The 25862-nt window shown below is 36.1% G+C and carries 22 protein-coding genes and 2 other annotated features; all 22 genes read right to left on the bottom strand.

What is annotated here, in order from left to right:
- Positions 1-10: 10 nt before the first annotated feature.
- The 22 genes from minD to polA all read right to left on the bottom strand — a co-directional run bounded on the left by minD (position 11) and on the right by polA (position 25835).
- Positions 11-811 (bottom strand): septum site-determining protein MinD, encoded by an 801-nt coding sequence (gene minD / locus AC4PG0_RS00825; RefSeq protein WP_003762415.1) that lies wholly within the window; start codon positions 809-811, stop codon positions 11-13.
- A gap of 2 nt (positions 812-813) precedes the next feature.
- Positions 814-1491, bottom strand: coding sequence for a septum site-determining protein MinC (minC, locus tag AC4PG0_RS00820; protein ID WP_010991598.1), 678 nt, complete (start codon positions 1489-1491; stop codon positions 814-816).
- A 178-nt stretch (positions 1492-1669) separates the two neighbouring features.
- On the bottom strand, positions 1670-2188 hold the full coding sequence (gene mreD, locus AC4PG0_RS00815) for a rod shape-determining protein MreD (RefSeq protein WP_003762418.1): 519 nt from the start codon (positions 2186-2188) through the stop codon (positions 1670-1672).
- A gap of 2 nt (positions 2189-2190) precedes the next feature.
- Positions 2191-3078, bottom strand: coding sequence for a rod shape-determining protein MreC (gene mreC, locus AC4PG0_RS00810; protein WP_003762420.1), 888 nt, complete (start codon positions 3076-3078; stop codon positions 2191-2193).
- Positions 3079-3163: 85 nt separating this feature from the next.
- Positions 3164-4177 carry a rod shape-determining protein gene (locus tag AC4PG0_RS00805; protein ID WP_003767044.1) on the bottom strand — a complete coding sequence of 338 codons (1014 nt, stop codon included), beginning with the start codon at positions 4175-4177 and terminating at the stop codon, positions 3164-3166.
- A gap of 452 nt (positions 4178-4629) precedes the next feature.
- Positions 4630-5304, bottom strand: a complete 675-nt coding sequence (gene radC / locus AC4PG0_RS00800) for a RadC family protein (RefSeq protein WP_003762424.1) — start codon at positions 5302-5304, stop codon at positions 4630-4632.
- Between the two features lie 12 nt (positions 5305-5316).
- Positions 5317-6027: a prepilin peptidase gene (locus AC4PG0_RS00795; RefSeq protein WP_033838194.1), complete on the bottom strand. Its 711-nt coding sequence runs from the start codon at positions 6025-6027 to the stop codon at positions 5317-5319.
- Positions 6028-6240: 213 nt separating this feature from the next.
- Positions 6241-7530: a bifunctional folylpolyglutamate synthase/dihydrofolate synthase gene (locus AC4PG0_RS00790; protein WP_492167681.1), complete on the bottom strand. Its 1290-nt coding sequence runs from the start codon at positions 7528-7530 to the stop codon at positions 6241-6243.
- 63 nt (positions 7531-7593) lie between these two features.
- Positions 7594-10242 (bottom strand): valine--tRNA ligase, encoded by a 2649-nt coding sequence (locus AC4PG0_RS00785; protein WP_492167680.1) that lies wholly within the window; start codon positions 10240-10242, stop codon positions 7594-7596.
- Between the two features lie 47 nt (positions 10243-10289).
- Positions 10290-10516 (bottom strand) — a binding site (T-box leader).
- Between the two features lie 47 nt (positions 10517-10563).
- Entirely contained in the window at positions 10564-11853 is a 1290-nt protein-coding gene (gene hemL / locus AC4PG0_RS00780; protein WP_003762428.1) for a glutamate-1-semialdehyde 2,1-aminomutase, read from the bottom strand.
- A gap of 12 nt (positions 11854-11865) precedes the next feature.
- Positions 11866-12840, bottom strand: coding sequence for a porphobilinogen synthase (gene hemB / locus AC4PG0_RS00775; RefSeq protein WP_003762429.1), 975 nt, complete (start codon positions 12838-12840; stop codon positions 11866-11868).
- Positions 12837-13559 carry a uroporphyrinogen-III synthase gene (locus AC4PG0_RS00770; RefSeq protein WP_492167679.1) on the bottom strand — a complete coding sequence of 241 codons (723 nt, stop codon included), beginning with the start codon at positions 13557-13559 and terminating at the stop codon, positions 12837-12839. The genes hemB and AC4PG0_RS00770 overlap by 4 nt, the downstream gene beginning before the upstream one ends.
- The gene (hemC, locus tag AC4PG0_RS00765; RefSeq protein WP_003762431.1) at positions 13556-14485 is read right to left on the bottom strand and encodes a hydroxymethylbilane synthase; all 930 of its coding nucleotides are present in this window, start codon (positions 14483-14485) and stop codon (positions 13556-13558) included. The genes AC4PG0_RS00770 and hemC overlap by 4 nt, the downstream gene beginning before the upstream one ends.
- Before the next feature lie 3 nt (positions 14486-14488).
- Positions 14489-15796, bottom strand: coding sequence for a glutamyl-tRNA reductase (hemA, locus tag AC4PG0_RS00760; protein ID WP_003771975.1), 1308 nt, complete (start codon positions 15794-15796; stop codon positions 14489-14491).
- A 127-nt stretch (positions 15797-15923) separates the two neighbouring features.
- Entirely contained in the window at positions 15924-16508 is a 585-nt protein-coding gene (gene yihA / locus AC4PG0_RS00755) for a ribosome biogenesis GTP-binding protein YihA/YsxC (protein WP_003762435.1), read from the bottom strand.
- 105 nt (positions 16509-16613) lie between these two features.
- Positions 16614-18536, bottom strand: a complete 1923-nt coding sequence (gene thrS / locus AC4PG0_RS00750) for a threonine--tRNA ligase (protein WP_003762436.1) — start codon at positions 18534-18536, stop codon at positions 16614-16616.
- A 69-nt stretch (positions 18537-18605) separates the two neighbouring features.
- Positions 18606-18836: a binding site (T-box leader), on the bottom strand.
- Between the two features lie 50 nt (positions 18837-18886).
- Positions 18887-19810 carry a primosomal protein DnaI gene (gene dnaI / locus AC4PG0_RS00745; protein WP_003767061.1) on the bottom strand — a complete coding sequence of 308 codons (924 nt, stop codon included), beginning with the start codon at positions 19808-19810 and terminating at the stop codon, positions 18887-18889.
- Positions 19811-19819: 9 nt separating this feature from the next.
- Complete coding sequence (locus tag AC4PG0_RS00740) at positions 19820-21196, bottom strand: replication initiation and membrane attachment family protein (RefSeq protein ID WP_033532997.1); 1377 nt, start codon at positions 21194-21196, stop codon at positions 19820-19822.
- A 5-nt stretch (positions 21197-21201) separates the two neighbouring features.
- A complete protein-coding gene (gene nrdR, locus AC4PG0_RS00735; RefSeq protein WP_003762439.1) occupies positions 21202-21666 on the bottom strand; it encodes a transcriptional regulator NrdR in 465 nt (154 codons plus the stop codon).
- 77 nt (positions 21667-21743) lie between these two features.
- Positions 21744-22346 (bottom strand): dephospho-CoA kinase, encoded by a 603-nt coding sequence (gene coaE / locus AC4PG0_RS00730; protein WP_194317117.1) that lies wholly within the window; start codon positions 22344-22346, stop codon positions 21744-21746.
- Between the two features lie 16 nt (positions 22347-22362).
- Entirely contained in the window at positions 22363-23184 is an 822-nt protein-coding gene (gene mutM, locus AC4PG0_RS00725; protein ID WP_010991606.1) for a DNA-formamidopyrimidine glycosylase, read from the bottom strand.
- Between the two features lie 23 nt (positions 23185-23207).
- Complete coding sequence (gene polA, locus AC4PG0_RS00720) at positions 23208-25835, bottom strand: DNA polymerase I (RefSeq protein WP_492167678.1); 2628 nt, start codon at positions 25833-25835, stop codon at positions 23208-23210.
- Between the last annotated feature and the right edge of the window lie 27 nt (positions 25836-25862).

The following is a 25862-nucleotide window of genomic DNA, read 5'->3' as shown; positions in this document are numbered from 1 at the left end:
GTCTAATTTTTTATTTTCCGCCAAAAAGTTGTTTTAAGCGCGTGAAAAATCCTGGTTTCTTCGCTTCAATCGACATTAATGGAATAGATTCACCAAGAATGCGTCGTGCAATATTGCGGTATCCTTGAGAGGCGCGATTATTCGGTAACATCGCAACCGGATCTCCGCTATTAGATGAACGAATAACTTCATCATCATCAATAATTATACCAAGTAATTCAATAGATAAATGCGTAGTGATTTCATCGATGTCCATCACATCCCCATTTACCATCATTTGTGTACGAATACGATTGATAATAAGTTTTGGTGGCTCAATATCTTCTTTTTCAAGCAAGCCAATAATTCTGTCCGCATCTCGAACAGCTGAAATCTCTGGAGTAGTCACAACAATTGCTTTATCAGCTCCAGCAACCGCATTTTTATATCCTGTTTCAATTCCTGCTGGGCAATCAATTAGAATATAATCGTAATCAGGACGTAGTTGATTAATTAGCTCTATCATTTGTTCTCCCGAAACAGCATTTTTATCCGTAGTTTGTGCTGCTGGAAGTAAGAAAAGTAAATCATCAAAACGCTTATCTTTAATCATAGCTTGATGGATTTTGCAGCGTCCTTCAACAACATCTACTAAATCATAAATAATCCGATTTTCAAGGCCTAGAACAACATCTAAATTACGAAGACCGATATCCATATCAATCAAGCACACTTTCTTACCTTGAAGAGCAAGTGCCGTTCCTAAGTTAGCAGTTGAAGTAGTTTTTCCTACTCCACCTTTCCCAGAAGTAATGACTATAGCTTCTCCCATGTTTAACGCCCTCCTTGAAAATTAGAAATTTCCGGTCTAATTTTTCTTATCTTATGTATTTCATCAATTACTATTTCACCCGCGTCATTTACAAACGCAGAAAATAAATCTGTATCCGCAACTTCTTTATAATCTTCACTATCAAATCCATACACTTTGCCAGCTATTCTAACTTGTGACGGATAAAGAAATTTCCCAGCAACAACAGCATTTTCATCGCCTTCAAAACCAGCATGAATGATTCCCTTAATATTACCAAGAACAAATACATTTCCATTAGAACGAATTTGTCCACCAGGATTCACATCGCCAATTAACAAGAAATCTCCAGGAACTTGAACAACTTGTCCAGAACGAATAATCGTTGCCATGGAAAAAATTTGATCATTTTCCTTCCATTTTTTAGCCTCATCTTTAGACATAACATTACTATAAAATGCGCTAATCTTCATTTGACTATTGTTATGAATAATAGTTGAAATTTCGCGTTCTTCTTCCTCTGAAAACAGTCGATTCCCAATTTGAACTTGTACCTCTAATTTTTCACCAGAGTATGGGTTTTGCTTTTGATCTGCTAGTAATTGCGATAATTCTTGTTGCAGCTCCGATATACTTGCCTTATCACTAAGAAAAATACTGATGCCACTTTTTGTGCCTTTAATTTGAACATTCTTCTTCATATACCATTTCACCCCGCAACATTTATACTCTAGCCTTTAGTATACACTAACTCAAATTAAATGATAATAAAAAAATACTTTTTCTGAAAAAAACAGCTTGAAATCGCAAACTGTGGATATACTCCACAGTCATACTTTTACAAGTAATAGCGAATTCAAACTGATAAAATTACTATAGTTATTCTGATTTAACCAAACGATCAAGGAATAATCGGAATGGGAAAAAGATAACTAAAAAGAATGCTAGATTAAACAAAATCGTTGTCCAAAGACGCTGATCAATAAATACCGGAATGGTCATTGTGGTCGAACCAATTAAATAATAAAAAGCATATACCAAACTCTCAGTAAGGATAATATTAAATACAGTGATTAAACCTACCAAGAAGATATTATTCTGTAAAACTTTCATAAATTTATCGGTAATGTAAACCGTAAACGGAAAGATTGCAAAATAAATCCCCATGACACCTGTATAATAAATATCAAACAATAACCCTAATATAAAAGCATATACTAAAGTAGTATTACGTTTATAAAAGCAAGTCATTATTGTTAGCATTACAAGTAAAAAGTGTGGAATAAACAGATGCTTATCATTGAAAAGACCATTACCAAACTGGAGGCTAATGACACCTTCTAAAATAAATGTTCCGACCATAATTGCAGGAAGCGCAATATTTTTCTTTACATTCATGGTTACCTGCCTCCAGTCGTGTCCGAACTGGATGTATCATCTGCCGTTGTTCCTGCTTCAGCTGAACGCTTTAGAACAGTAACATGATTTAGATCATACATATCAGCACCCGGCTTAATAAACGCAGTCTGAGATAATCCCATTTTATCAGTTTCTACTTTTTCAATAGTACCGATAAAAATACCTGCCGGGAATTTCCCTCCGAGTCCAGAAGTAACAACTTTTTGTCCTTTTTTAAACTTCATATCATAAGGTAATTGTTTTAATTCAAGCAACTTCGTATCACTGTCATATCCATTAATAATTCCAAATGCATTTTCGTCTCCCTGTACTTTAGCAGAAACACGATTTTTAACATCCGATGAAGTTAACAATTCAACCGTAGCAGATTTTGCACCTGTTGTTGTCACCCTACCAATAAGACCACTCGGCGTAGTTACTGCCATATCTGGTTTTACTCCATCGCTTGAGCCTTTGTCAATCTCAACTTGATCATTCCAATTAGTAGGATTTCTAGAAATAACAGAGGCGTTCAGTGGATCATAGTCCCGGATACTATCAGTAATATCTAGACTTTCTTTTAAATCTTTATTTTCTTTTTTTAAGTCTGCAACTTCACTTTCAAGTTGTGCCAATTCTTCTAAACGTTCTTTCAGATGTTGATTTTCAGTATATGTGTTTTTTAAGTCTGCAACTCCACCAAACACACCTGAGACAAATGAAGTAGGCTTAGCTACAATATTCTCGCCAAATCCAACAACATCTTTCACAAATTGTTCTGGCCACGAAGCATTTTCACGATCGCGTAAAGAAAAACCAACTAACGCGACAAGAACAATAATGGATATTAACAAGATAATCAAACGTTTATTAAGAAAAAATTGTGGCATAACGACACCTCATCTCGTTAGTACTCTTTTTTCATTTTTTTGCAGCGAATTCATCTTGTTATATGACATAAATGAGTGTGTCCATTTAGTTCATTTTTTTGCGTTTATACATGTCCATGTTTTCTAGCGCTTTACCAGTACCAATGGCAACACAATCAAGTGGTTCTTCAGCAATAATTACAGGCATTTTTGTTTCTTCAGAAATAACTGTATCTAAGTTACGAAGAAGCGCACCCCCACCTGTTAATACAATTCCTTTATCCATAATATCAGCAGATAATTCTGGTGGCGTATTTTCAAGTGTTCCTTTTACAGCATCAATAATTGCTGCAACGGTATCAGAAAGTGCTTCACTGATTTCTTCCGGAGTAACTTCAATTGTTTTTGGAAGACCAGTTACTAAATCACGACCACGAATACTAAATGGAGATAAGTCCAATCCTTTTGGACTAGCTGAACCGATTTCCATTTTAATTGCTTCTGCAGTACGATCACCGATTAATAAATTATATTTTTTGCGGATATAATTAATAATAACTTCATCCAAATCGTCGCCAGCAGTTCTTACAGAGCGGCTTGTTACGATACCACCTAAAGAAATTACAGCAACTTCTGTTGTACCACCACCAATATCAACTACCATGCTACCAGTTGGTTCCCCTACAGGAAGACCAGCACCAATAGCTGCAGCGAAAGGTTCTTCAATAGTGAAGGCATCTTTAGCCCCTGCTTGACGAGTTGCATCAATCACAGCGCGTTTTTCAACACCAGTAATGCCTGATGGTACACATATCATTACACGTGGTTTGCTAGCATTAACGCTTTTACCAGCTTTTTGTATGTAATATTTCATCATTGCTGCTGTTGTATCATAATCAGCAATAACGCCATCTTTCATTGGTCGAATAGCAACAATATTTCCTGGTGTTCTACCAATCATATTTTTTGCATCGCTACCAACTGCAACTATTTCTTGTGTGTCTTTTTTCATTGCCACAACGGAAGGCTCACGAAGGACAATACCTTTTCCCTTCATATAGACAAGTGTGTTCGCTGTTCCTAAGTCAATTCCAATATCTTTATTACCAAATCCAAACATCTGTATTCTCCTTTTCCTTCGTAATATTCTACAGGATACATTAAGTTTCCTTATTCGTCCATTAAATTAATGTTACCTTATCCCTTTATGTCAATGTTTCTGTATAGACACATAAACAACCATCTTATTATAACATAAGTAAGAGTATCAGACATTAATTTTTCATGAGAAGGAAAAAATTTTAACTTTTCTTTAAAAATATGTTTTTTGCATTTTTAATTTTATCGAAATTAAACTTTTTAAAGTAATTATTTTTATTTTGAAAATTCCATAATACAAAGAAAAACTGGAATAATAAACATCCCCACAACTATAGAAAAAACAATAATATTATCTTTATATACTTTCCATCGTTTTAGCATAATAAGTCACCTTCTGCTTTTTAATTGATACTCACTTTAACACAAGGAAATAAATGCTGTCTGTAGATAATTTGTGAACACTTTTTTAGTTTAAAAGTAGCCTTTTTCTTTTAAACTAATGTATTTGTTTTTCCCAATAATAATGTGGTCTAAAAGCGTTATTCCAACAATATTTCCAGCCTCCGCTAAACGTTTAGTCACAAGTAAATCTTCGCTTGAAGGCGCGGGATCACCAGACGGATGGTTATGAAAACACATTATAGAAGCTGATGATTTTCTTAATGCCAGTCTAAAAACTTCTCTAGGATGAACAATGGAAGCATTCAAACCACCGACAAAGATTGTTTGCCTATAAATCACTTGATTCTTGGTGTTTAAAAAAATACAGTGGAAATGTTCTTGAAAAAGGAAAGCTAACTCAGGCATTACTAGTTTCACTGCATCTTCCGGACATCTAATGACAATTTCTTTTTGTTCCGTAACTAAACTGATGCGTTTTCCAAGTTCGACTGCTGCCATAATTTTTGAGGCTTTAGCAATTCCAATTCCATTCACTAATTGAAATTCTTCAATAGACGCGTACTGCATTTCAGCTATATGTTTAAATTTCATCATAATTCGATTAGCAATTGTTAAAACTGATTCCGTTTTCGTTCCAGTTTCAATAATTAATGCCACTAACTCCGAAGTCGAAAGCGCCTCTATCCCATAATTTTGTAATTTTTCTCGTGGCTTCTCATTTTCCGAGATTTCATTTACTAGCATAAATCCCAACCCTCATTTCATTAAAATACTAACTATGATAAATGATATAAAAATGTAAGGTACAAAAGGCACTTGTTTATTTTTCTCCACTTTTTTTAAAACTAAAGCACTTAAAAGGATGATTGCACCTAGAACAATGGAGAGAAAAAAGATAATATATCCCATTTCAAAACCTAAAAAAGAACTTAAAATAATAAGTATTTTAATGTCGCCTAATCCAATGCCTTTTCGAAATAAAATAAAAAATAGTAAGTAGAAACAATTACTTATAAGACTAGAGTAGATTAAAGATACAGCTGGTTGTTGAAAGGAAATATAACATGTCAACAATACTAAAAAGAATAGAATCATTACAGAATTAGGAACATGCAAATATAAAATATCTGTCACGAAGAAAAAGGCGAGAAAATAATAAATAATACAGCCTATAACAAAACGATAAGAAAAAGAAAATTGATAATGCAGAAGAAGGATGTAAATTGGTGTCGTTAATTCTAATAAAAAGTAGTTAAGCGGAATAGGAGTTTGACAGCATTTAGATTTCCCTTTTAAAAATAGGAATGAATAAATTGGTATCATTTGAGAGAACGATAACGTTTTTTGACAATGATTACATTCTGAAAAACGAAATAGAAATGATTTTTTTATTGGAAAGCATTCCCCTGCGACTTGAATAAAAGAAATAAAAATAGAACTATAGATTATTAGTAAAAAGTAAACCATCCGCCACCTCCTAGTTGTTACAAACAGAATAGCAAAGAAGATTTATTTTTGCACATTGGTAAAATGATGTTTTCACTGGGTAGACTAACTAAAAAACACCTATTTTCTCTTAGTAGAAAATAGGTGTTTTTATTTACTTTTAGCATACGAAAATACTATTTTAGTAGTTTGCACTTTTTTATTTTTCTAAGTATACTCACTTTATTCAAAAAGTTAGTTGTGCGATGTAAGCAAATATTTACGGACTTCAGAAATGAAATAAAGCGAGCCTGTAACGAAAAACTTAGTATCATTTTTGATTTCCTTTATATCATCTAATGCTTGCTTCCAGTTTGGATTAGTAGAAATACCTTCTATAGTTCCAATTTGTGTGACTTCGTAATCACTCATTGCCCGAGGATAATCAAAGGTTGTCAATAAAATTTCAGTATCAGGAATTGTCTTTAATAAAGCTATCATTTCTTGATAATTTTTATCTTTAAGTATGCTAACTATTATTTTTTTATGCCCAGGATATGTTTTTATTGAGTCAGCAAAGGTTTTTACGCCTTCAGGATTGTGTGCTCCGTCCAGCATAATAAATGGTTTCACATCAAGCAATTCCATTCTTCCTGGCCAAAAAGCTTTCTTTAATCCCTGTTTAATTGCTGATTGATTAATCTCATAGGATGAAAATGTGTTTAGATACTGTAGTACTTTTATTGCAACTGCTGCATTATTTAACTGATGTATTCCTAACAAGCCAATGGTTATGTCCGGTATTTCGTCTCCATGGGATGTTCTAAATGTGATTTCATCGCCTCTATTTTGAATGAAGAAATCTTTATTTAGCCATGCAACATTGGAATTGTTTCTAACAGCATTATTTATTATTACTTCTTGCGCTTCTTTTTGAATAACTCCAGAAATAACAGGTATACCTGGTTTTATAATCCCTGCTTTTTCACCAGCTATTTGTTCGATACTATTTCCCAAAAACTCCATATGATCCATCCCAATGGTTGTAATTACAGAGATTAAAGGCGTTAAAACATTTGTGGAATCTAGTCTTCCTCCAAGGCCGACTTCTATGATACCAATATCGATTGGCTCATACTCTGCAAAACATAAGAACATCATTGCTGTAATAATTTCAAATTCAGATGGCGGACCGTATACAGTTTTTTCAAGTTCTTCAGCTATAGGTTTTATTCTATTTGCTAAATCTACAATCATTTGATCACTAACAGGAATACCATTTACACTAATTCGTTCATTAAAAGTTTCAATATAAGGAGAAGTAAAAGTTCCAGTTTTATATCCCGCTTCTTCTAAACTACTTCTAATAAAAGTTAGAGTAGACCCTTTCCCATTAGTGCCAGCTATATGTACCCACTTATTAGCCTTTTCCGGATGGTTAAGCTTTTCCATTATATATTCCATTCGAGCTAATCCGGGTTTTATTCCTAAACGAAGCGTTCCATGAATCCAATCCAAAGCTTCCTGATACGATTTTAATTCCATCTTTTTAACCACCTTAAAAAATGACCTTACCACACGATTTTATGATAAGGTCAAATCATTTTATTAAACTTCTTTCAATGTTTCAATCCTTTCAAGAACTGAAGCTTTTTTCTCTAGATAATCTTTTTCTTTTAAACGTTCTTCTGCTACAACATTTTCAGGAGCTTTACTAATGAAACGTTCGTTATTTAGTTTACCTTGAACTCTAGCTACTTCTTTATTCCATTTTTCCAGTTCTTTTTCAAGGCGAGCGATTTCTACGTCTAAATCAATTAATGCCTCTAATGGAATAAATATTTCAGCGCCAGATACTACAGCTGTCATTGCAGTCTTAGAAGGCTCGATGTCAAAAGCTATAGTAATATTTTCTGGATTACAAAAGCGTTCTATATAAGAGATATTTTGTTCTAAAATTTCTTTATAAGTTTCATCTTTTGGTTTTATTTCGAGCACGATTGGTTTGCTAAGAGGCGTATTCACTTCTGCACGGATATTTCGTACAGCTCGAATTACTTCAACTAATGTTCGCATTGCAGTTGATGCTTTTGAGTCCATTTGTTGCTCATTAACTTCAGGCCAGTTGGAAATGGTGATAGATTCACCTTCATGAGGCAAGTTTTGCCAAATTTCTTCTGTTACAAATGGCATGAAAGGATGTAGCAATCGCATTGTAGTATTTAAAGTATATGCAAGTACTGATCTTGTAGTTTGTTTAGCAACTTCATCTTCTCCGTATAATGGAATTTTAGCAATTTCAATATACCAATCACAGAAATCATCCCAAATAAAGTTATACAAAGTTCGGCCAACTTCACCAAATTCATATTTTTCACCTAGAGAAGTAACTGCTTGAATGGTTTCATTTAGTCTTGTTAAGATCCACTTATCACTAACCTCAGTCACATTAGATAGGTCGATTTCATCATATTTCATACCATCAAGATTCATTAATACAAATCGTGATGCATTCCAAATCTTATTAATAAAATTCCAAGTAGACTCTACTTTTTCAAAACTAAATTTCAAGTCTTGACCAGGTGAGGAACCAGTGGCAAGTGTGTAGCGTAATGAATCGGCTCCATACTTATCAATAACTTCAATTGGATCTACTCCGTTACCAAGTGATTTAGACATCTTGCGCCCTTCTGAATCACGTACCAAACCATGAATTAAAGTATCTTTAAAAGGTCTTTCTCCTGTAAATTCAACAGATTGGAAAATCATTCTTGATACCCAGAAAAAGATAATGTCGTAACCAGTTACTAATGTATTAGTTGGGAAGAAATGTTTGTAATCAGGATTTTCAGTGTCAGGCCAACCCATAGTAGAAAATGGCCATAAAGCAGAACTAAACCAAGTATCCAGAACATCTTCATCTTGCTCCCATTGATCTAGGTTTTCAGGCTCATTCTCCCCAACATAGATTTCACCAGTTTCTTTGTGATACCAAGCAGGGATTCTATGTCCCCACCATAATTGGCGAGAAATACACCAATCGTGAATATTATCCATCCAAGTTTCATATGTTTTTTCAAATCTAGCAGGTACAAAATTTACTTTGTCTTCTGTTTTTTGAAGTGCTAATGCTTCAGCTGCAAGAGGTTCCATTTTAACGAACCATTGCAATGAAAGATACGGTTCTACTACAGCACCTGTTCTTTCAGAATGTCCTACTGAATGAAGATGAGGTTCTTGTTTTATAAATAAGCCTAAATCTTTAAAGTCTTGAATAATAGCTTTTCTTGCAACAAAACGATCTAAACCATCATATTTACCAGCATTATCATTCATTGTTCCATCTTCGTGCATGACAATTATTCTTGGTAAATCATGACGATTACCCACTTCAAAGTCGTTTGGATCATGCGCGGGAGTGATTTTCACTGCTCCTGAACCAAATTCTCTTTCTACGTATTCATCAGCAACGATGGGAATTTCTCTGTTTAAAATAGGCAACATAATCGTTTTACCAATTAAGTGTTGGTATCTTTCATCTTTTGGATGTACAGCAACTGCAGTATCTCCAGGAATTGTTTCTGGTCTGGTGGTTGCAACTTCTAAATATCCTGATCCATCAGTAAGTGGATATTTTAGATGATAAAAACTTCCTTCTATATCTTTATGAATAACTTCAATATCTGATAATGCTGTTTTTGCTTCTGGATCCCAGTTTATAATGTACTGTCCACGATAAATAAGCCCTTTATTGTATAGCGTAACAAATACTTTTTTTACTGCATCAGATAAGCCGGCATCTAAAGTAAAACGTTCTCTGGAATAATCTAAACCTAGACCTAATTTTTCCCACTGTTCTCGGATAAAATCAGCATATTCTTCTTTCCATTCCCATGTTTTATTAACGAATTTTTCTCGACCTAAATCATAACGAGAAATATTTTCTTCTTTTAATTTAGCTTCTACTTTTGCTTGTGTAGCTATACCGGCATGGTCCATCCCTGGTAAATAAAGTGTATCAAAGCCTTGCATTCTTTTCATACGAGTAATTATATCTTGTAATGTTGTATCCCAAGCATGCCCCAGATGAAGTTTTCCGGTTACATTTGGTGGCGGGATTACAATGCTATAAGGCTTTTTATCAGTATTACCTTCTGCTTTAAAAAACTCTTTTTCTAACCACCATTTATATTTCCCGGCCTCTACATTACTAGGTTCGTATTTGGTAGGCATATTTATTTCGTTTTGTTCTGTCATAACGATTCCTCCTTTTTAAGCAAAATAAAAAACTCTTCTCATCCTAATAAAAGGACGAAAAGAGTATTATTCGCGGTACCACCTTTTTACCTACAATAAGAAATATAGGCACTTCATTGTTTTAACGATAGACGAGATCTACCGGTTATTCCCTACTATTATTTCAGGAAAACTGCTCCAAGGCTACCTTCAGACATTATTTTTGAAAGCTTGCACCGACCGCTTTCTCTCTTAGAAAAATAAATGACCTACTCTTCCTCTTCATCGCATTTAGTTCTATATACTAAAAATAATTTTAACAAATGTTTGTAGATTAGTCAATTAGCCGCGAAGCATTTTACATGTAACGTCAAAAGCTTCTAAAGTCGCATCAATTTCTTTTTCAGTATGCATTGTAGAAATAAAAACGCCTTCAAACTGAGATGGTGGTAGAAAAATACCTTGCGCTAACATTTCTCGGTAGTAGTTTCTGAAAAATTCTAAATCACTTGTTTTAGCAGTATCAAAGTTAGTGACTTTTTGATCAGTGAAGAAAAAGCCGAACATCGAGCCTGCTTTGTTTATTGATAGTGGTACTTCATGTCTATTTGAAATTTCGGTTAAGCCTTCTTCCATGCGCTTAATCAGGGAACGGAATACATCATAGTGTTGTGGTGTTAATTGGCGAACCGTTTCAAATCCAGCATTCATTGCTAACGGATTACCTGATAAAGTACCAGCTTGGTAGATAGAGCCGGCTGGAGCAATTTGTTCCATGATTTCTTTTTTACCACCATAAGCACCAACTGGTAGTCCACCACCAATCACTTTTCCTAAACAAGTAATATCAGGGGTTACAACATAGTATCCTTGGGCAGAATAATAGTCTACACGGAATCCTGTCATAACTTCATCAAAGATCAGTAGCGCACCGTATTCAGTTGTTAGTTCTCGTAATCCTTCTAAGAAACCATCAATTGGAGGGACAACACCCATGTTTCCTGCGACTGGCTCCACGATAACAGCTGCTATTTCTTCACCAAATTTTTCAAAAGCTAGTTTGGCGCCTTCTACGTCATTGTATGGAACAGTAATTGTATCAGCAGCAAGACCTTTTGTAACTCCAGGCGAGTCAGGTAATCCTAATGTTGCAACCCCTGAACCAGCTTTGATTAATAAAGAATCTCCGTGACCATGGTAACTTCCTTCAAATTTCAAGATTTTTTCTCTTTTCGTGTATCCACGAGCTAAACGAATAGCGCTCATTGTTGCTTCTGTTCCCGAAGAAACCATACGCACTATTTCGATAGATGGAACGCGCTCAATCACGAGTTTTGCAAGTTCTGTCTCAATTTCTGTAGGTGTACCAAAGCTAGTTCCTTTCATAGCTGCGTTTGTTATCGCATTAACAACAGAAGGATCCGCATGCCCTAAAATAAGTGGTCCCCATGATAAAACGTAATCAATATATTCATTTCCATCGACGTCAGTAATATAGGCACCTTTCCCGTGGTCCATAAAAACTGGTGAAGCATCGACTGAGTTAAAGGCGCGTACTGGGCTGTTTACGCCACCAGGTAAAACTTTTTTTGCTTCTTTAAATGCTTTTTCAGATTTTATATAGTTTTGCAAAATTCCCGCCTCCTATTTGTTTAAGTATGTTGCTACATCTTTTGCAAAGTAAGTAATAATTAATGTCGCTCCAGCTCGTTTCATACTAGTCAGCATTTCTAAAACAATTCGCTCTTCATCAATCCAACCATTTTGAGCTGCTGCTTTCACCATTGCATATTCACCGCTAACATTATAGGCTACAACAGGTAAATTCGTATGATTCTTTACATCTCGCATTATATCAAGGTACGAAAGAGATGGCTTCACTATTAGAAAGTCTGCGCCTTCTTGCTCATCCGATTGAGCCTCCCGTAATGCTTCTTCGCGATTCGCTGGATCCATTTGATAGGATTTTCTATCTCCAAATTGCGGTGCACTACCAGCGGCATCACGGAAAGGTCCATAAAATGCAGAAGCGTATTTTACTGCATAAGACATAATTGGTATATCGTAGAACCCAGCTTCATCAAGGCCTTCTCTGATTACTTGAACAAAACCATCCATCATGTTTGAAGGTGCAATGATGTCCGCACCTGCAGCAGCTTGACTGACAGCTGTTTGTTTCAGTAATTCTAGTGATTCATCGTTTAGAATTTGACCATTCTCGATTACACCACAATGTCCATGATCTGTGAATTCACATAAACATGTATCTGCTACCACAATTATTTCAGGAAATTTGCTTTTTATTAATCTAGTTGCTTCTTGGATAATGCCATGGTCATGATAAGCTTGTGTGCCAACAGCATCTTTTTCAGCAGGTATTCCAAATAAAATAACAGCTTTAATTCCAAGGCTCGCAACAGCGTTCATTTCCGCTTCTAATTCATGTAGAGGAAATTGAAAAACGCCTGGCATGGAAACTACTTCTGTTTTTGGTTCTGTACCATCTTTGACAAAAATCGGATAGATTAAATCATCTGTATGTAAAACTGTTTCCCTCACTAAATCACGCATTGTTTTTGTCTTTCTTAAACGACGATGTCTATCAAATTGATTACTCATTTAAATTCCTCCTGTATTATCAAATCAGCTAAGTGCTTCATGGTGAAGGTTTTTGGTTGGTATGTAACTTCCCAACCATCTGCTAAAATTGCTTCGGTAGTTATATTACCGATTGATGCAATGCGCCAGTTTTCATTTTTAATAGAAAATTGTTTCGCAATCGTATAAAAGTTCTTCCAAGCAGAGGGGCTAGCGAAAATAATTATTCGTTTTTCATCTAGTTTTAATTGTTCGATTAATATTGTTTGAGAATTTTCTGGGAAGCTTGTTTCATATAATTCAATCGGAAAAACTAGGTGGCCGTTTTGCGTCAGTGTATCTTCTATTATCGTTCGACTTAAGTTGCTTTGTGGAAGTAAAATACTTGTTTGGCTAGTATTTTCACTTAACCACTCAGACAAAAATACTTCTGATTGGTAAACGGACGGTACAAAATTAGGCTTATATCCATATTCTGCTAACTTTTCTTTTGTTTTCTCTCCAATAACGGCTATTTTGTAATTTAATTTACCAGCTTGTTCATTGAAGAAATATTCTACTGCATTCGCACTTGTTAAAAAAAGCCAGTCTGCCTCTTTTTGATTTAGACTCAGACTAATTTTTTTAGGATCCGTTTCAATTAGTGGAATTGATTCAACGTCGAAACCATTTTGCGAAAAATAATCTTGCCATGGTTTATTTTTGCTCGCTTCTCTTGTTAAAACAATTTTTTTAATCATATATTTCTCAGCTCTTTGATAATGGTATCTGCACCTTCACTCAGCAATTCTTCAGCTACTTGATTGCCAATTTCAGCTGGGCTCGCACCAGTTCGTTCAGATTCAAGAATAATGGAACCATCTGCGTTACCAACCAAACCTTTAAAGTGAACTGAATCGCCTGTTTTTGTCGCAAATCCAGCAATTGGGATTTCGCAGCCGCCATTTAGTTTTTTCAAGAAAACGCGCTCTGCTTCTACACAGATTCCCGTTTCTTCATGGTGAATAGAAGCTAGCATATCGCAAATTTGAAGATCGGTTTCTCTACATTCGATAGCAAGAGCCCCTTGCCCTACAGCAGGTAAACATAATTCAGGAGATATATCTTCTAGTTTTAAACTCGTATTTTCAAGCCAACCCATTCGTGCAAGTCCAGCTTTTGCTAAAATGATTGCATCAAAGTTTTCAGCATGTAATTTTTGAAGCCGAGTATCAATATTGCCACGAATTGGCTTAACGACAAAATCAGGACGATGTTTTAAGAGTTGTGCCGCGCGACGTAGACTACTTGTGCCGATTACTGCACCTTTTGGTAAGTCATCTAGCGTGCTTACCTCATTAAAAACAAAACAATCTAATGGGGATTCACGTTTTGGAATTGCTCCAATGACTAGTCCATCTTTCAAACTTGAAGGCACATCTTTCATACTATGTACCGCGAAATCTATTACTTCATCGCTCAAAGCTTGCTCAACTTCAGAAACAAATAGACCTTTTCCACCGACTTTACTCAAAGTAACATCTAAAATACGGTCGCCCTTTGTAACAATTTCTTTTATTTCAAAATCGATTTCAGGATAGTTTTCTTTGAGTTTTTTTATCACCCAGTTAGACTGTGTTAAAGCTAATTTACTACGTCTTGAACCAACAATTATTTTCCGTTTCATGCATTAACTCCTCGTTTCAGCTTGTTCTTTTTCTATTATAGCTACATCTGTTTCCGTTAAACCAAATATCCGTTTAAAATGTTCAATGCTTGTATCTGCATTTTCTTCCACAGACATTTCCTTTAATTCTGAGATAGGCTGTTTTAGCATTTGATTAATGATACTTTTCATATGTTTCCCGATTTGGATGTATTCACGTTCTGTTAATCCAGGAAGTTTATTTTCTAAGCTAGTCATAGTAACTTCTTGCATATCTAACGCTTTTTCGCGCAAAGCTCGGATGACAGGAACGACGCCGAGTTGTTTTTCCCATTCAAAAAAGCTTCGAACTTCTGTCTCAATGGTGTTTTCAAGTTCTTGAACGATCCTTTGACGTTCTAAAGAGTTAGCACTTACCACTCCAGCTAAATCATCAATATCATATAAATGGAAATTGGGAATATATGAACAATCATGTTCAACATTTCTTGGTAAGCCGATGTCAATTACAAGCATAGAGCTCGCTTTTTGTTCCATCAATTCTTGCATAGCTACCTGTTTAATAATCGGCTCTTCAGCACTTGTTGAGACGAGAACAATATCTGCTTCTAACAAATGGTCCGACATATTTTCATATGCACCAACTTTTGCTTGAAATTGATGCGCTAATATTTCTGCGTTAGATTTTGTGCGATTGATAATAGTAATATCTGCAATGCCACTTCCAGCAAGATTTTGTAAAGCAAGTTCGCTCATTTCCCCTGCTCCAATAAGGACGATTTTTTTATTATCTAATGAACCATATAGTTTTTTGGCAACTTCTACAGCTGCATAACTGACCGAAACGGCATTTTCGTTAATTTTCGTATGATGATGTACTTTTTTGGCAAAAGTAACTACTTCCCGAAAAAGTTTATTTAAGAGTGTGCCTGTTGTTCCAGTCTGTTTCGCGATTTCGAATGCATGTTTTACTTGCCCGAGAATTTGCGTTTCTCCGAGCACAAGTGAATCGAGTCCCGCAGTTACTTTATATAAATGATTGACGGCCTCTGCTTCTTCATGAAAAAACAAATAAGGCTCGATTTTTTCCATATCCATTTGAAACCAATTGGCCATAAAGCGTTTTAAGTAATATCTGCCTGTATGTATTTGATCGACGACAGCCACAATCTCCGTACGATTGCATGTCGAAATAATAACATTTTCGAGGATACTTTTTTCCTGCAGTAATGTTACTAAGGCCATTTCTTCCTCTGTTTCTTTAAAAACTAATTTTTCGCGGATGTCGATTGGTGCTGTGTGATGATTCAGCCCCATGGTGAGAATAAACATTCGATAATCCTCCTAAAATTAAATTGAACTCTAATACATTCTACCACTTTTCGATGTGGACACCAAATAGTCCGTTTATGTATTTAGACGGAAAAAAGAGCTGGATTTTTCATTCCAACTCTTTCTATTATTCCATTCCTTCTTTGATAAACTGCCATGCTTCGTCTTTTCCCATCTTTGTTTCAGAAGAAAATAAGACAAATTTGTCGTCAGGATCAAAATCTAGTGTTTCGCGAACAATTTTAGCATTTTTTTGCCATTTGCTGCGTGGGATTTTGTCGGCTTTTGTTGCTACAACGATAACCGGAATATCATAATACTTTAGAAATTCATACATCATTCGGTCATCTTCTGTAGGTTTATGGCGCAAATCTACAATTTGAATAACACCACGAAGTTGCTCACGAGAAGTAATATAAGTTTCAATCATCACGCCCCATTTTTCGCGTTCGGTTTTTGAAACTTTAGCAAAACCATAGCCTGGTACATCGACAAAGAAAAGTGCTTCTTCAATTTTATAAAAATTTAGCGTTTGTGTTTTTCCTGGTTTTTGTGAAATTCTTGCCATACTTTTACGGCGAATCATCGTATTAATAAACGATGACTTTCCGACGTTGGATCGACCTGCAAGTGCATATTCTGGAAGGTCTGTTTCAGGGTATTGCTCTGGTCGAACAGCGCTTATTACTAGTTCTACATTATTTACATCCATATTTGTCCATCCTGTTCTATTCATTATCTTTTACTAGTATAACGGAAAAAGAGGAAAAAAGCACCATGAAAAAATACTGCCCCGTTTGAGACAGTATTTTTCAGATTAATATTTGCTTACTTCTGCTACTACTTGTGCAATGAAGGCATCTAGATCCATTGTTTCTGAATCCTTAGAGCCGTAGCGACGAACGTTTACAGAACCAGCTTCTACTTCTTGGTCCCCAAGCACTAATGCGTATGGGATTTTCTTAGTTTGCGCTTCACGGATTTTATATCCTAGTTTTTCGTTACGGTCATCTACTTCCGCGCGAAGTCCAGCGCGTTGTAATTTATCTTGTACACCTTTTGCATAATCTAAATGAGCGTCGGCATTAACTGGGATAAGTTCCATTTGAACTGGAGCTAACCAAGTTGGGAAAGCACCTTTATATTCTTCAATTAGGTAAGCAACAAAGCGTTCCATTGTCGATACAACACCGCGGTGAATAACTACTGGGCGATGTTTTTCACCATCTTCGCCGATGTAAGTTAAATCAAAGCGTTCTGGAAGTAAGAAGTCAAGTTGTACAGTAGAAAGAGTTTCTTCTTTTCCTATAGCAGTTTTTACTTGAACATCTAGTTTTGGACCATAAAACGCAGCTTCACCCTCTGCTTCAAAGTAATCCATATTCATTTCATCCATTGCGGATTTAAGCATTGCTTGGGCTTTTTCCCACATCGCATCATCGTCAAAATATTTTTCAGTATTTTTCGGATCGCGATAGCTTAGGCGGAAGGAGTAATCTTTAATATCAAAGTCTTTATATACTTCTAAAATTAGCTCCACAACGCGTTTGAATTCATCTTTAATTTGATCTGGGCGAACAAATACATGTGCATCATTTAGAGTCATGCCACGAACACGTTGTAGTCCTGAAAGTGCTCCACTCATTTCATAGCGGTGCATCATGCCAAGTTCTGCAATACGGATTGGCAGTTCACGATAACTATGAATGTCATTTTTATAAATCATCATGTGATGTGGGCAGTTCATTGGGCGTAACACAAGTTCTTCGTTATCCATTTTCATAGTTGGGAACATATCTTCATGGTAGTGATCCCAGTGACCGCTTGTTTTGTAAAGTTCCACGTTTGCCATAATTGGAGTATAAACGTGATTGTAACCTAGGCGTTCTTCTTTATCCACGATATAACGTTCAATAACGCGGCGGATAGTTGCACCTTTTGGTAACCAAAGAGGTAGTCCTTGACCGACTTCGATACTGTTCGCAAATAAATCTAATTCTTTCCCTAATTTACGATGGTCACGTTCTTTTGCTTCTTTTTGCATTTGGATAAATTCTTTTAAGCCATTTTTGTCAAAGAAAGCTGTGCCGTAAATACGTTGAAGCATTTTGTTGTTGCTGTCGCCGCGCCAGTATGCACCAGCCACGCTTAACAGTTTAAACACTTGAATTTTACCAGTAGAAGGAACATGGACACCGCGACAAAGGTCGAAAAATTCACCTTGAGTATAAATTGTCACTGTTTCATCTTCAGGAATTGCTTCGATTAGTTCTAATTTATATTGATCGCCAATCGCTTCAAAACGTTTAATTGCTTCTTCACGAGAAACAACTTCGCGTTCGATTGGTACATTTTCACGAACGATTTTTTGCATTTCTTTTTCGATTTCAACTAAAGATTCATCACTAATAACAGCTTCTGTATCAATATCATAGTAGAAACCAGATTCAATCGCTGGACCAACTCCAAATTTCACATCTGGATAAAGTCGTTTTAGCGCTTGAGCCATTAGATGAGCAGTACTATGGCGCAAAATTCCAAGTGCATCTTCATGATCCGGAGTAACGATTTCAATTGCCCCATCTTCATGGATTGGAGTTACTAAGTCAAGTAATTCTCCGTTTAATTTACCTGCGAGTGCTTTCTTTTTTAGACCTGGACTGATGGAAGCCGCTATGTCAGCTGTTGACACGCCTGGCTCAAATTCTTTTACAGCGCCATCTGGAAATGTGATTTTCATACTAATCTCTCCTTTTCTTTTTTTAAATGTGGTTAGGAGGGCAAAATAAAAAACCCATCCCTCCTGTTGTCAAGGGACGAGTTTATGCTCGTGGTTCCACCCAAGATTCAGAAATAGCTAAAATTAACTACTTCACTCTTGTCGCCTGTAACGGAGCGATCCGTCTATTATTACTAGTAAAAAACGTTCCTAATAGAAGTTCCAAGGTGGTCCAAATTTAAGTTCCAATAGAAGGTTCCCAGCTAGCCCTTCCTCTCTATAATTTTCCGTTAAATTGGTTGTCCTTTTCATCACTTTGTTTTATATTACTTCACATTATAAGCCCGATGAGATATATTTGCAAGTACTTTTTAGAAGCGGCGATTTTTTCCTTCTAAGTTTACTTCTTTGGATAAATAACGCACCCGTTCCATGATTCGGCGAGCTTTTAGTTTTTCTTCCGTACCATTTTGAGCAAACATTAAATGATTCTCAAGTTGATCCATATTGTAATTAGACGAGAAGAATGTTGGTAATTCTTCTTGCATCCGGAATTGTAAAATCGCACCCAGCACTTCATCACGTGTCCACGCTGTCATCGATTCTGCGCCAATATCATCAAGCATTAATACTTCGGTTTCTTTGGCAAACTGGATTTTTTCGCCAACAGTATTATCCGAAATAGACTGCTTCACTTCCCGCATAAATTCTGGTAAATAAACTAGAGTCGTCGAAATACCTTTTAAAGCTAACTCTTTTGCAAGTGCTCCAAGCAAGTAGGATTTTCCAGTCCCAAAACTACCATGAATAAATAACCCCTTCACACGCTCACCATTTTGAGGCGGATAGTTATTTAAAAATTGATAAGCTTCAACAAGCGCCAATTTACGCGATTCTTCATCCGTATAAAAGTCTGCTAAATTAGCATCCACCACTTGTTTTGGCATGTAAAGCGAACGAATTCTCCGCTCGACAGCACGACGTTTATCTTCTTCAATTTTTTCTTTTGTTGGATAATAGGTGACAGTAATGAATTCCCCGTTAAGGACAAGTTTTGGAGCATAACCAGGCATTAATGTCTCTTCTTGCTCTGTGAATTTTTTATGTTGCGTCATAAATTCGTACAAATTAGACAAGTTTTGATTAATTAATTGTTCCGTAATATCTTCTTTATTTTCCTTGAAAAAATCTTGAATTGGTTGATAATGGAGAACTTGTTGTTTTAAACCTTGGTATTCTTTTTCAAAATCTCGCCCTTCAAAAAGCTGTCCTAATGTTCTTTCGATGTTATCCATATTCTTCACCTACCTTTTATTTAGTCGTTCTTTAATTTCACGAACTTGTTCTTCAAGCGTTTGTTTTTCTTTATCTGTCATTTTGTTTTCTGCTGGAGCAACTTGTTCTTTATCAAACCAATCCGGTAAAATTTCTTTTCTAGTGGATTTTTGGTAATTTCGGTTGTAATTATTATTTTTCGGTGTGGCTGGTTCTTCTTGTAATCGTTTATATTTTTCGTGCTCTTGCCACGCGAGATCCATAGCTTCTTTTGCCGTTTTTACATTTTTTCGTTTCCAGTGGGCCGCGATAGTCATCATGTAATTTTTAGAAAGCTTCCGGTCTAGGCGAAGTAAAACATATTCAATTAGCACATTCATCACGGGAACCGGGAGATTTTGTTGATTCATGACTTCTTCTACGACGCGTAAATCGGTTTCTGCCGGGATCGCGCCGTCTGAAATATCCACTAATAATTGGAATGGCGTGATGCTTTCTAAATAAACTTGAAGGGCTTCTTCATCATTTAAAGCTTCTTCTGGTTCTTTTTTTACAGGTGTTTCCTGCTTCATTTGCAATTTTGGTGGAGCGCCATTTTCAATCGTGTAGCCTTCGCGCACGATTTTTCGTAAATAAACGATGTCGATTTCGCCATTTGCATCAAGCGCACGATACAAATAACTCGGCATATCTTTTTCAGAAACTTGATAAATCCCGTGTAATTTTAAAATCGTTTGGCGCACTTCTTTTGTTATTTTTTCCCGGGCAATCATCCCTGGCGAAAGTAAACTTAAGAATAAATTAAAGTCAAAACTCGCGTCATCAAATTCGATTTCTTTTGGCGCAATTTTATCCACTAAAACCTGATTAGATTCTGATGGAACTGCACTACTGCCACCTTTAAACGGTTCAAAAACATCTTGGAACGAACGAGTAATTTCGCTGTATGTATCTGTGTCAAAAGTTTCATCTGCAAAAAAACGACGCAAACGCTGAAACTGCGCATTGCCAATTTTACTATATAAATAAATATTTAAAAGACCATCTGAAAAAAACTTTTCGGGTGATAACGGTGGTAAAATTTCGTAAATATAAAAGCGTTGGTCATTTTCTGTTTTCACATAACTTTTTAAAAGACCTAAGCCTTCTAGTTTCAATCGCGCCTCGAATAACGCTTTCAAACTAATATCAAGCATATTTAAAAGTTGGACGTGAGAATGCGCTTCTGACCAGAGTCTGTTTTCTTCCACTTCTGTGAACAGGGTTTGGTATAAAGCAAGACATTCCGCCCCCATTAACGGTTGATACAACATCGTAATTATTTTTCTATCGGCACCTGTCAAAATCCCACTTGCCTTCACTTGATAGCTATCTACCGCCTGAAGCTCCATCCAAAATTCCGTCAATTTACTCACCTATCTTTATTTTTTTCCATCAAATCTTTTAGTTCTTCTACAAACACACTAATATCTTTAAATTGGCGATAAACCGATGCAAAGCGCACGTAGGCAACTTCATCAAGACTCGCTAATTTATTCATTACTTTTTCACCGATTAAATCAGAAGCGATTTCGCTGTCACCAATGTTTCTTAGTTCACGCTCTACTTCATTCACGATTTCTTCAATTTGTTCCGCACTAACTGGGCGTTTCTCACAAGCTCTTATTAAACCACGTCTTACTTTTTCACGAGCAAATTCTTCTCTTGCCCCGTCTTTTTTCACAACTATTAAAGGACTCTCTTCTACCTTTTCAAAAGTAGTAAAACGGAATCCGCATTTTTCACATTCACGCCTTCTTCGGATGGAGTTACCATCGTCTGCCGGTCTTGAGTCTACAACACGCGTGCCATTATATTTACAAGTAGGACATCTCACAAAAAATCACTCCTATCTCTAGCATTCTTTATCTGTTTATTTGTATGCCTCATTATACCATGTGAAAGTAAGGGTGGCTATTTGTTATTAACAAAACGCTCGATAAATGTAAGGACTTGCTTTTGTGTTTTTTCCAGTGACTCATTATTATCTATCACAAAATCGGCTTTTTTCGCCTTTTCATCAATTCCCATTTGGCTATTAATTCTTGCTAATGCCTCTTCTTTAGTTAGGTTATTTCGTTCCATTAAACGCTTTAACTCTGTTTCCGGTGTCGTCCAAACAACGATAATTTGATCCACTAAAGATTCTAAATGACTTTCAAAAAGTAGCGGAATATCAAAAAATACAACTTTTTCTCCTGCTTCAAAAAAGCGTTCTCTTTCATTCAACATATAGTCTTTCACGCGAGGATGGGTAATTTCATTTAATTTTTCCCGTTTTTCTTTATCACGAAAAATAATTTCTCCTAGTTTAGCCCGGTTTAAAGTGCCGTCTTCAAGTAAAATGTCTTTTCCAAAGTATGCAACAATTTCCGCTAGGCCACCTGTTCCTTTTTCAACTACTTTTCTAGCTGCAATATCAGCATCAACTAGCGGAATTCCAGCTTGCTGAATCAGGTTACTCACAGTTGACTTTCCTGTTGCCACACTTCCTGTTAATCCAATTGTTTTACCCATGATTTCAGCTCGCTTTCTATTTTTGACAGTGCGGGCAAAAATGCGTCCCGCGTCCATTTAGTTTAATTTTTTCAATGGGTGTCCCGCAAATAACGCACGGTTCCCCAGTTTTTCCGTACACTTTTAATTTATCTTGATATTGTCCTAGTTTACCTTGTGAATTCACGTAAGTTCTAACAGTGGAACCACCAAGGGCAACTGCTTCAGTCATGATACTTTTTGTCGCTTCAAATATGCGATTAATTTCTTTATCAGATAGCGAGTTGGCGGCTCTCTCTGGATGCACTTTTGCTTCAAAACAAATTTCATCCGCATAAATATTCCCAACACCAGCAACTAATTTTTGATCAAGTAAGGCTGTTTTGATAGCTCTACTTGTTTTTTTCACACCAGTAGCAAAATCAGCTAATGTAAATGCAGGTGTTAAAGGTTCTGGACCTAGTTTTTTTATCGATTTTGTTTCTGACTCGCCGTATTTATTTGTCACTTCCATCGTCCCAAACTTCCGCACATCTAAAAAGCGCAATTCGGTATGATCTTCAAAATGAAAAATTATATGCGTGTGCTTAGTAACTTCCTCGTTCTCATCCATTAAACGGAATTTACCTTCCATACGCAAATGGGATAAAATCGTACAATTTGTTAAGTCAAATAGTAAAAATTTGCCGCGACGACGCACTGCTTCTATTTCTTGCCCGACAAGCATATGGACAAACTCGTCGGGTGGTGTTGCTACTATCATTTTGGGAACGCGGACAATCACTTGATCTATTTTTTTACCTGGGACTAATTCTTGTAATGTTGCGCGGACATTTTCTACTTCCGGCATTTCTGGCATATATAAACTCCCCGTTTCTCTATTTATTTCGCATCATACCAAGTGTCGCCAAATGCGCTATCAACTTTAAGTGGCACAGAAAGTTCTACCGCATTTTCCATTACATCAGGTACAATCTCTTCTAATTTTGCAATTTCTGCTTCAGGTGCTTCAAAGATAAGCTCATCGTGCACTTGAAGTAATAATTTTGCTTCTAAATTCTCAGATTTTAAGCGTTCGCTCATGAGAATCATTGCTTTTTTTATAATATCCGCGGCACTACCCTGAATAGGTGTATTCATTGCCGTTCTTTCCGCAAATCCTCTTACATTGAAATTGCGGCTGACGATTTCCGGAATATACCGACGACGATGTAAAATAGTTTCTACGTAGCCTTTTTCTTTCGCAAAACGAACAATATCTTGCATATATTCTTTTACAGCTGGATAACTCACAAAGTAACGATCAATAAAGTCTTTTGCTTCTTTTCTCGTGATACCAAGGTTTTGAGAGAGCCCATAATCACTAATTCCGTATACAATTCCAAAGTTTACTGCTTTGGCTTGACGACGCATTAAAGAATCAACTTCATCTTGTTCTACATGGAAAACATCCATCGCTGTTTTTGTATGAATATCATAGTCGTGTTTAAACGCATAAATTAAATTCTCGTCTTCAGAAATATGCGCTAAAACACGCAATTCTACTTGGGAGTAATCGGCGGAAAACATTTTCCAACCAGGTTTACTTGGTACGAAAACTTGTCTGATTTTCCGGCCTTCTTCAAGTCGAATCGGGATGTTTTGTAAGTTCGGATCTACAGAGCTTAAACGTCCAGTTTGCGTTAACGTTTGGTTGAAACGCGTGTGTACTTTATGCGTTTCTTTGTCAGTTACTTTAAGCAAGCCTTCAATGTAGGTAGATTGAATTTTACCTAGTTGACGATATAATAAAATTTCATCAATAATCGCATGTTTTCCTGATAAGCTCTCTAGTACATCCGCTGCGGTTGAATAACCAGTCTTGGTTTTTTTCACTGGAGGAAGTTCTAGTTTTTCAAATAAAATGACACCTAATTGTTTTGGTGAATTGATGTTAAATTCTTCGCCAGCTAGTGAATGAATCGATTCTTCTAATGTTTTCAATCTACCAGCTAATTCTACTTTCATATTTTCTAAACGTTTTGTATCTACGCTAACCCCTTGCATTTCCATTTGTGCCAAGACAAAAGTCAGTGGTAACTCTAAATCTTCCATCAAAGCTAATTGCTCATTTTCCTCTAAATCATCTACTAGTCTTTTCTCTAATTCAGCAATTGCTACTGCTTTTCTGGCTAAGTGGGCAGCAACAATGTTCTCTTCCGGCGTGCTTCGTTTAGCACCTTTTCCATAAATTGCTTCGTCTGTTTCTACTTCTGTATAATCATGTCTCACAGCAACACTTGTAAAGTCATCAATGGAATCTGATGGATTTAGTAAATAAGAAGCTAACATAATATCAAAAGTGACACCTTTTATAGCAAAACCAATTCGGTTCATCGCTACCATTGTTTTTTTCGCATCATAAACGACTTTTGTTTCGTCACTTTCCACCCAATTACGGAAAACCGCACTTTTTTCTGCAGTTTCCTTCGTAAAGAAGTATGTTCCTTGGCTAGAATGAACAGTTAATCCAATAAAGTTTGCGGTATGATAATTATCATTTTCCAGTTCCACATAAAGCGCGGTTTTCCCGCCAAAGTGTTGTTCTTTTAATTCGGTTACTATTTCAAAAGATAGTTCTTTTAATTCTTTTGCTTCTTCCGCTGTATCTCCTTCGATGTTTTTCAAAAGCGTTGTGAAGTTCATTTCTTTTAATAGTGGGATGACTTTTTCTGTTTGATAGCCATCATATTTCGTACTTTCGACTGTACATTCGATTGGTGAATCTACATTGATTGTCGCAAGTTCTTTACTTAAAAGAGCTAATTCTTTATTTTCTAGTACTTTTTCTTTTAATTTTTTACCTGAAATTTCTTCAGCATGTTCAAGGACACTTTCAACTGTACCGCCAAATTCATGCAAAAGTTTCAAGGCTGTTTTTTCACCTACGCCAGGAATGCCGGGAATATTATCAGATGAATCTCCCATTAAACCTTTCATATCAATGATTTGCGATGGTGTTAAGTCATATTTTTCTTTTAAGGTTTCTGGAGTGTTTGTTTCCATATCAGCTATACCTTTTTTAGTAATATAAACAGTGGTTTTCCGAGAAGCAAGTTGAGTTAAATCGCGGTCTCCTGTTATGATAGCGACTTCCATTCCGTCTGCTTCTGCTTTTTTCGTTAACGTCCCGATAATATCATCGGCCTCGTAGTTAGCAAGTTCATATTGCGGGATATCGTAAGCTGTTAAGAGCTCTCGGATAAATGGAAATTGCTCGGATAATTCACTTGGCGTTTTTTGGCGACCACCTTTATATCCTTTAAATGTAGTGTGGCGGAAGGTTGTTTTTCCTGCATCAAAAGCAACGAGCACATGGCTAGGCTTTTCTTTTTCAAGTACATTCATCAGCATCATTGCAAATCCGTACACCGCATTTGTATATACACCTTTATCATTATTTAAGAGCGGCAACGCATAAAACGCGCGGTTCGCAATACTATTTCCATCAATTAATACTAATTTATTCACAGGGATATCCTCCTCGATATTATCATT

This window comes from Listeria sp. MAN/IMW/UF464, from assembly GCF_058683955.1.
Note: the sequence above shows the minus strand (reverse complement) of the source record. Positions and strands in the feature narration are given on the sequence as shown.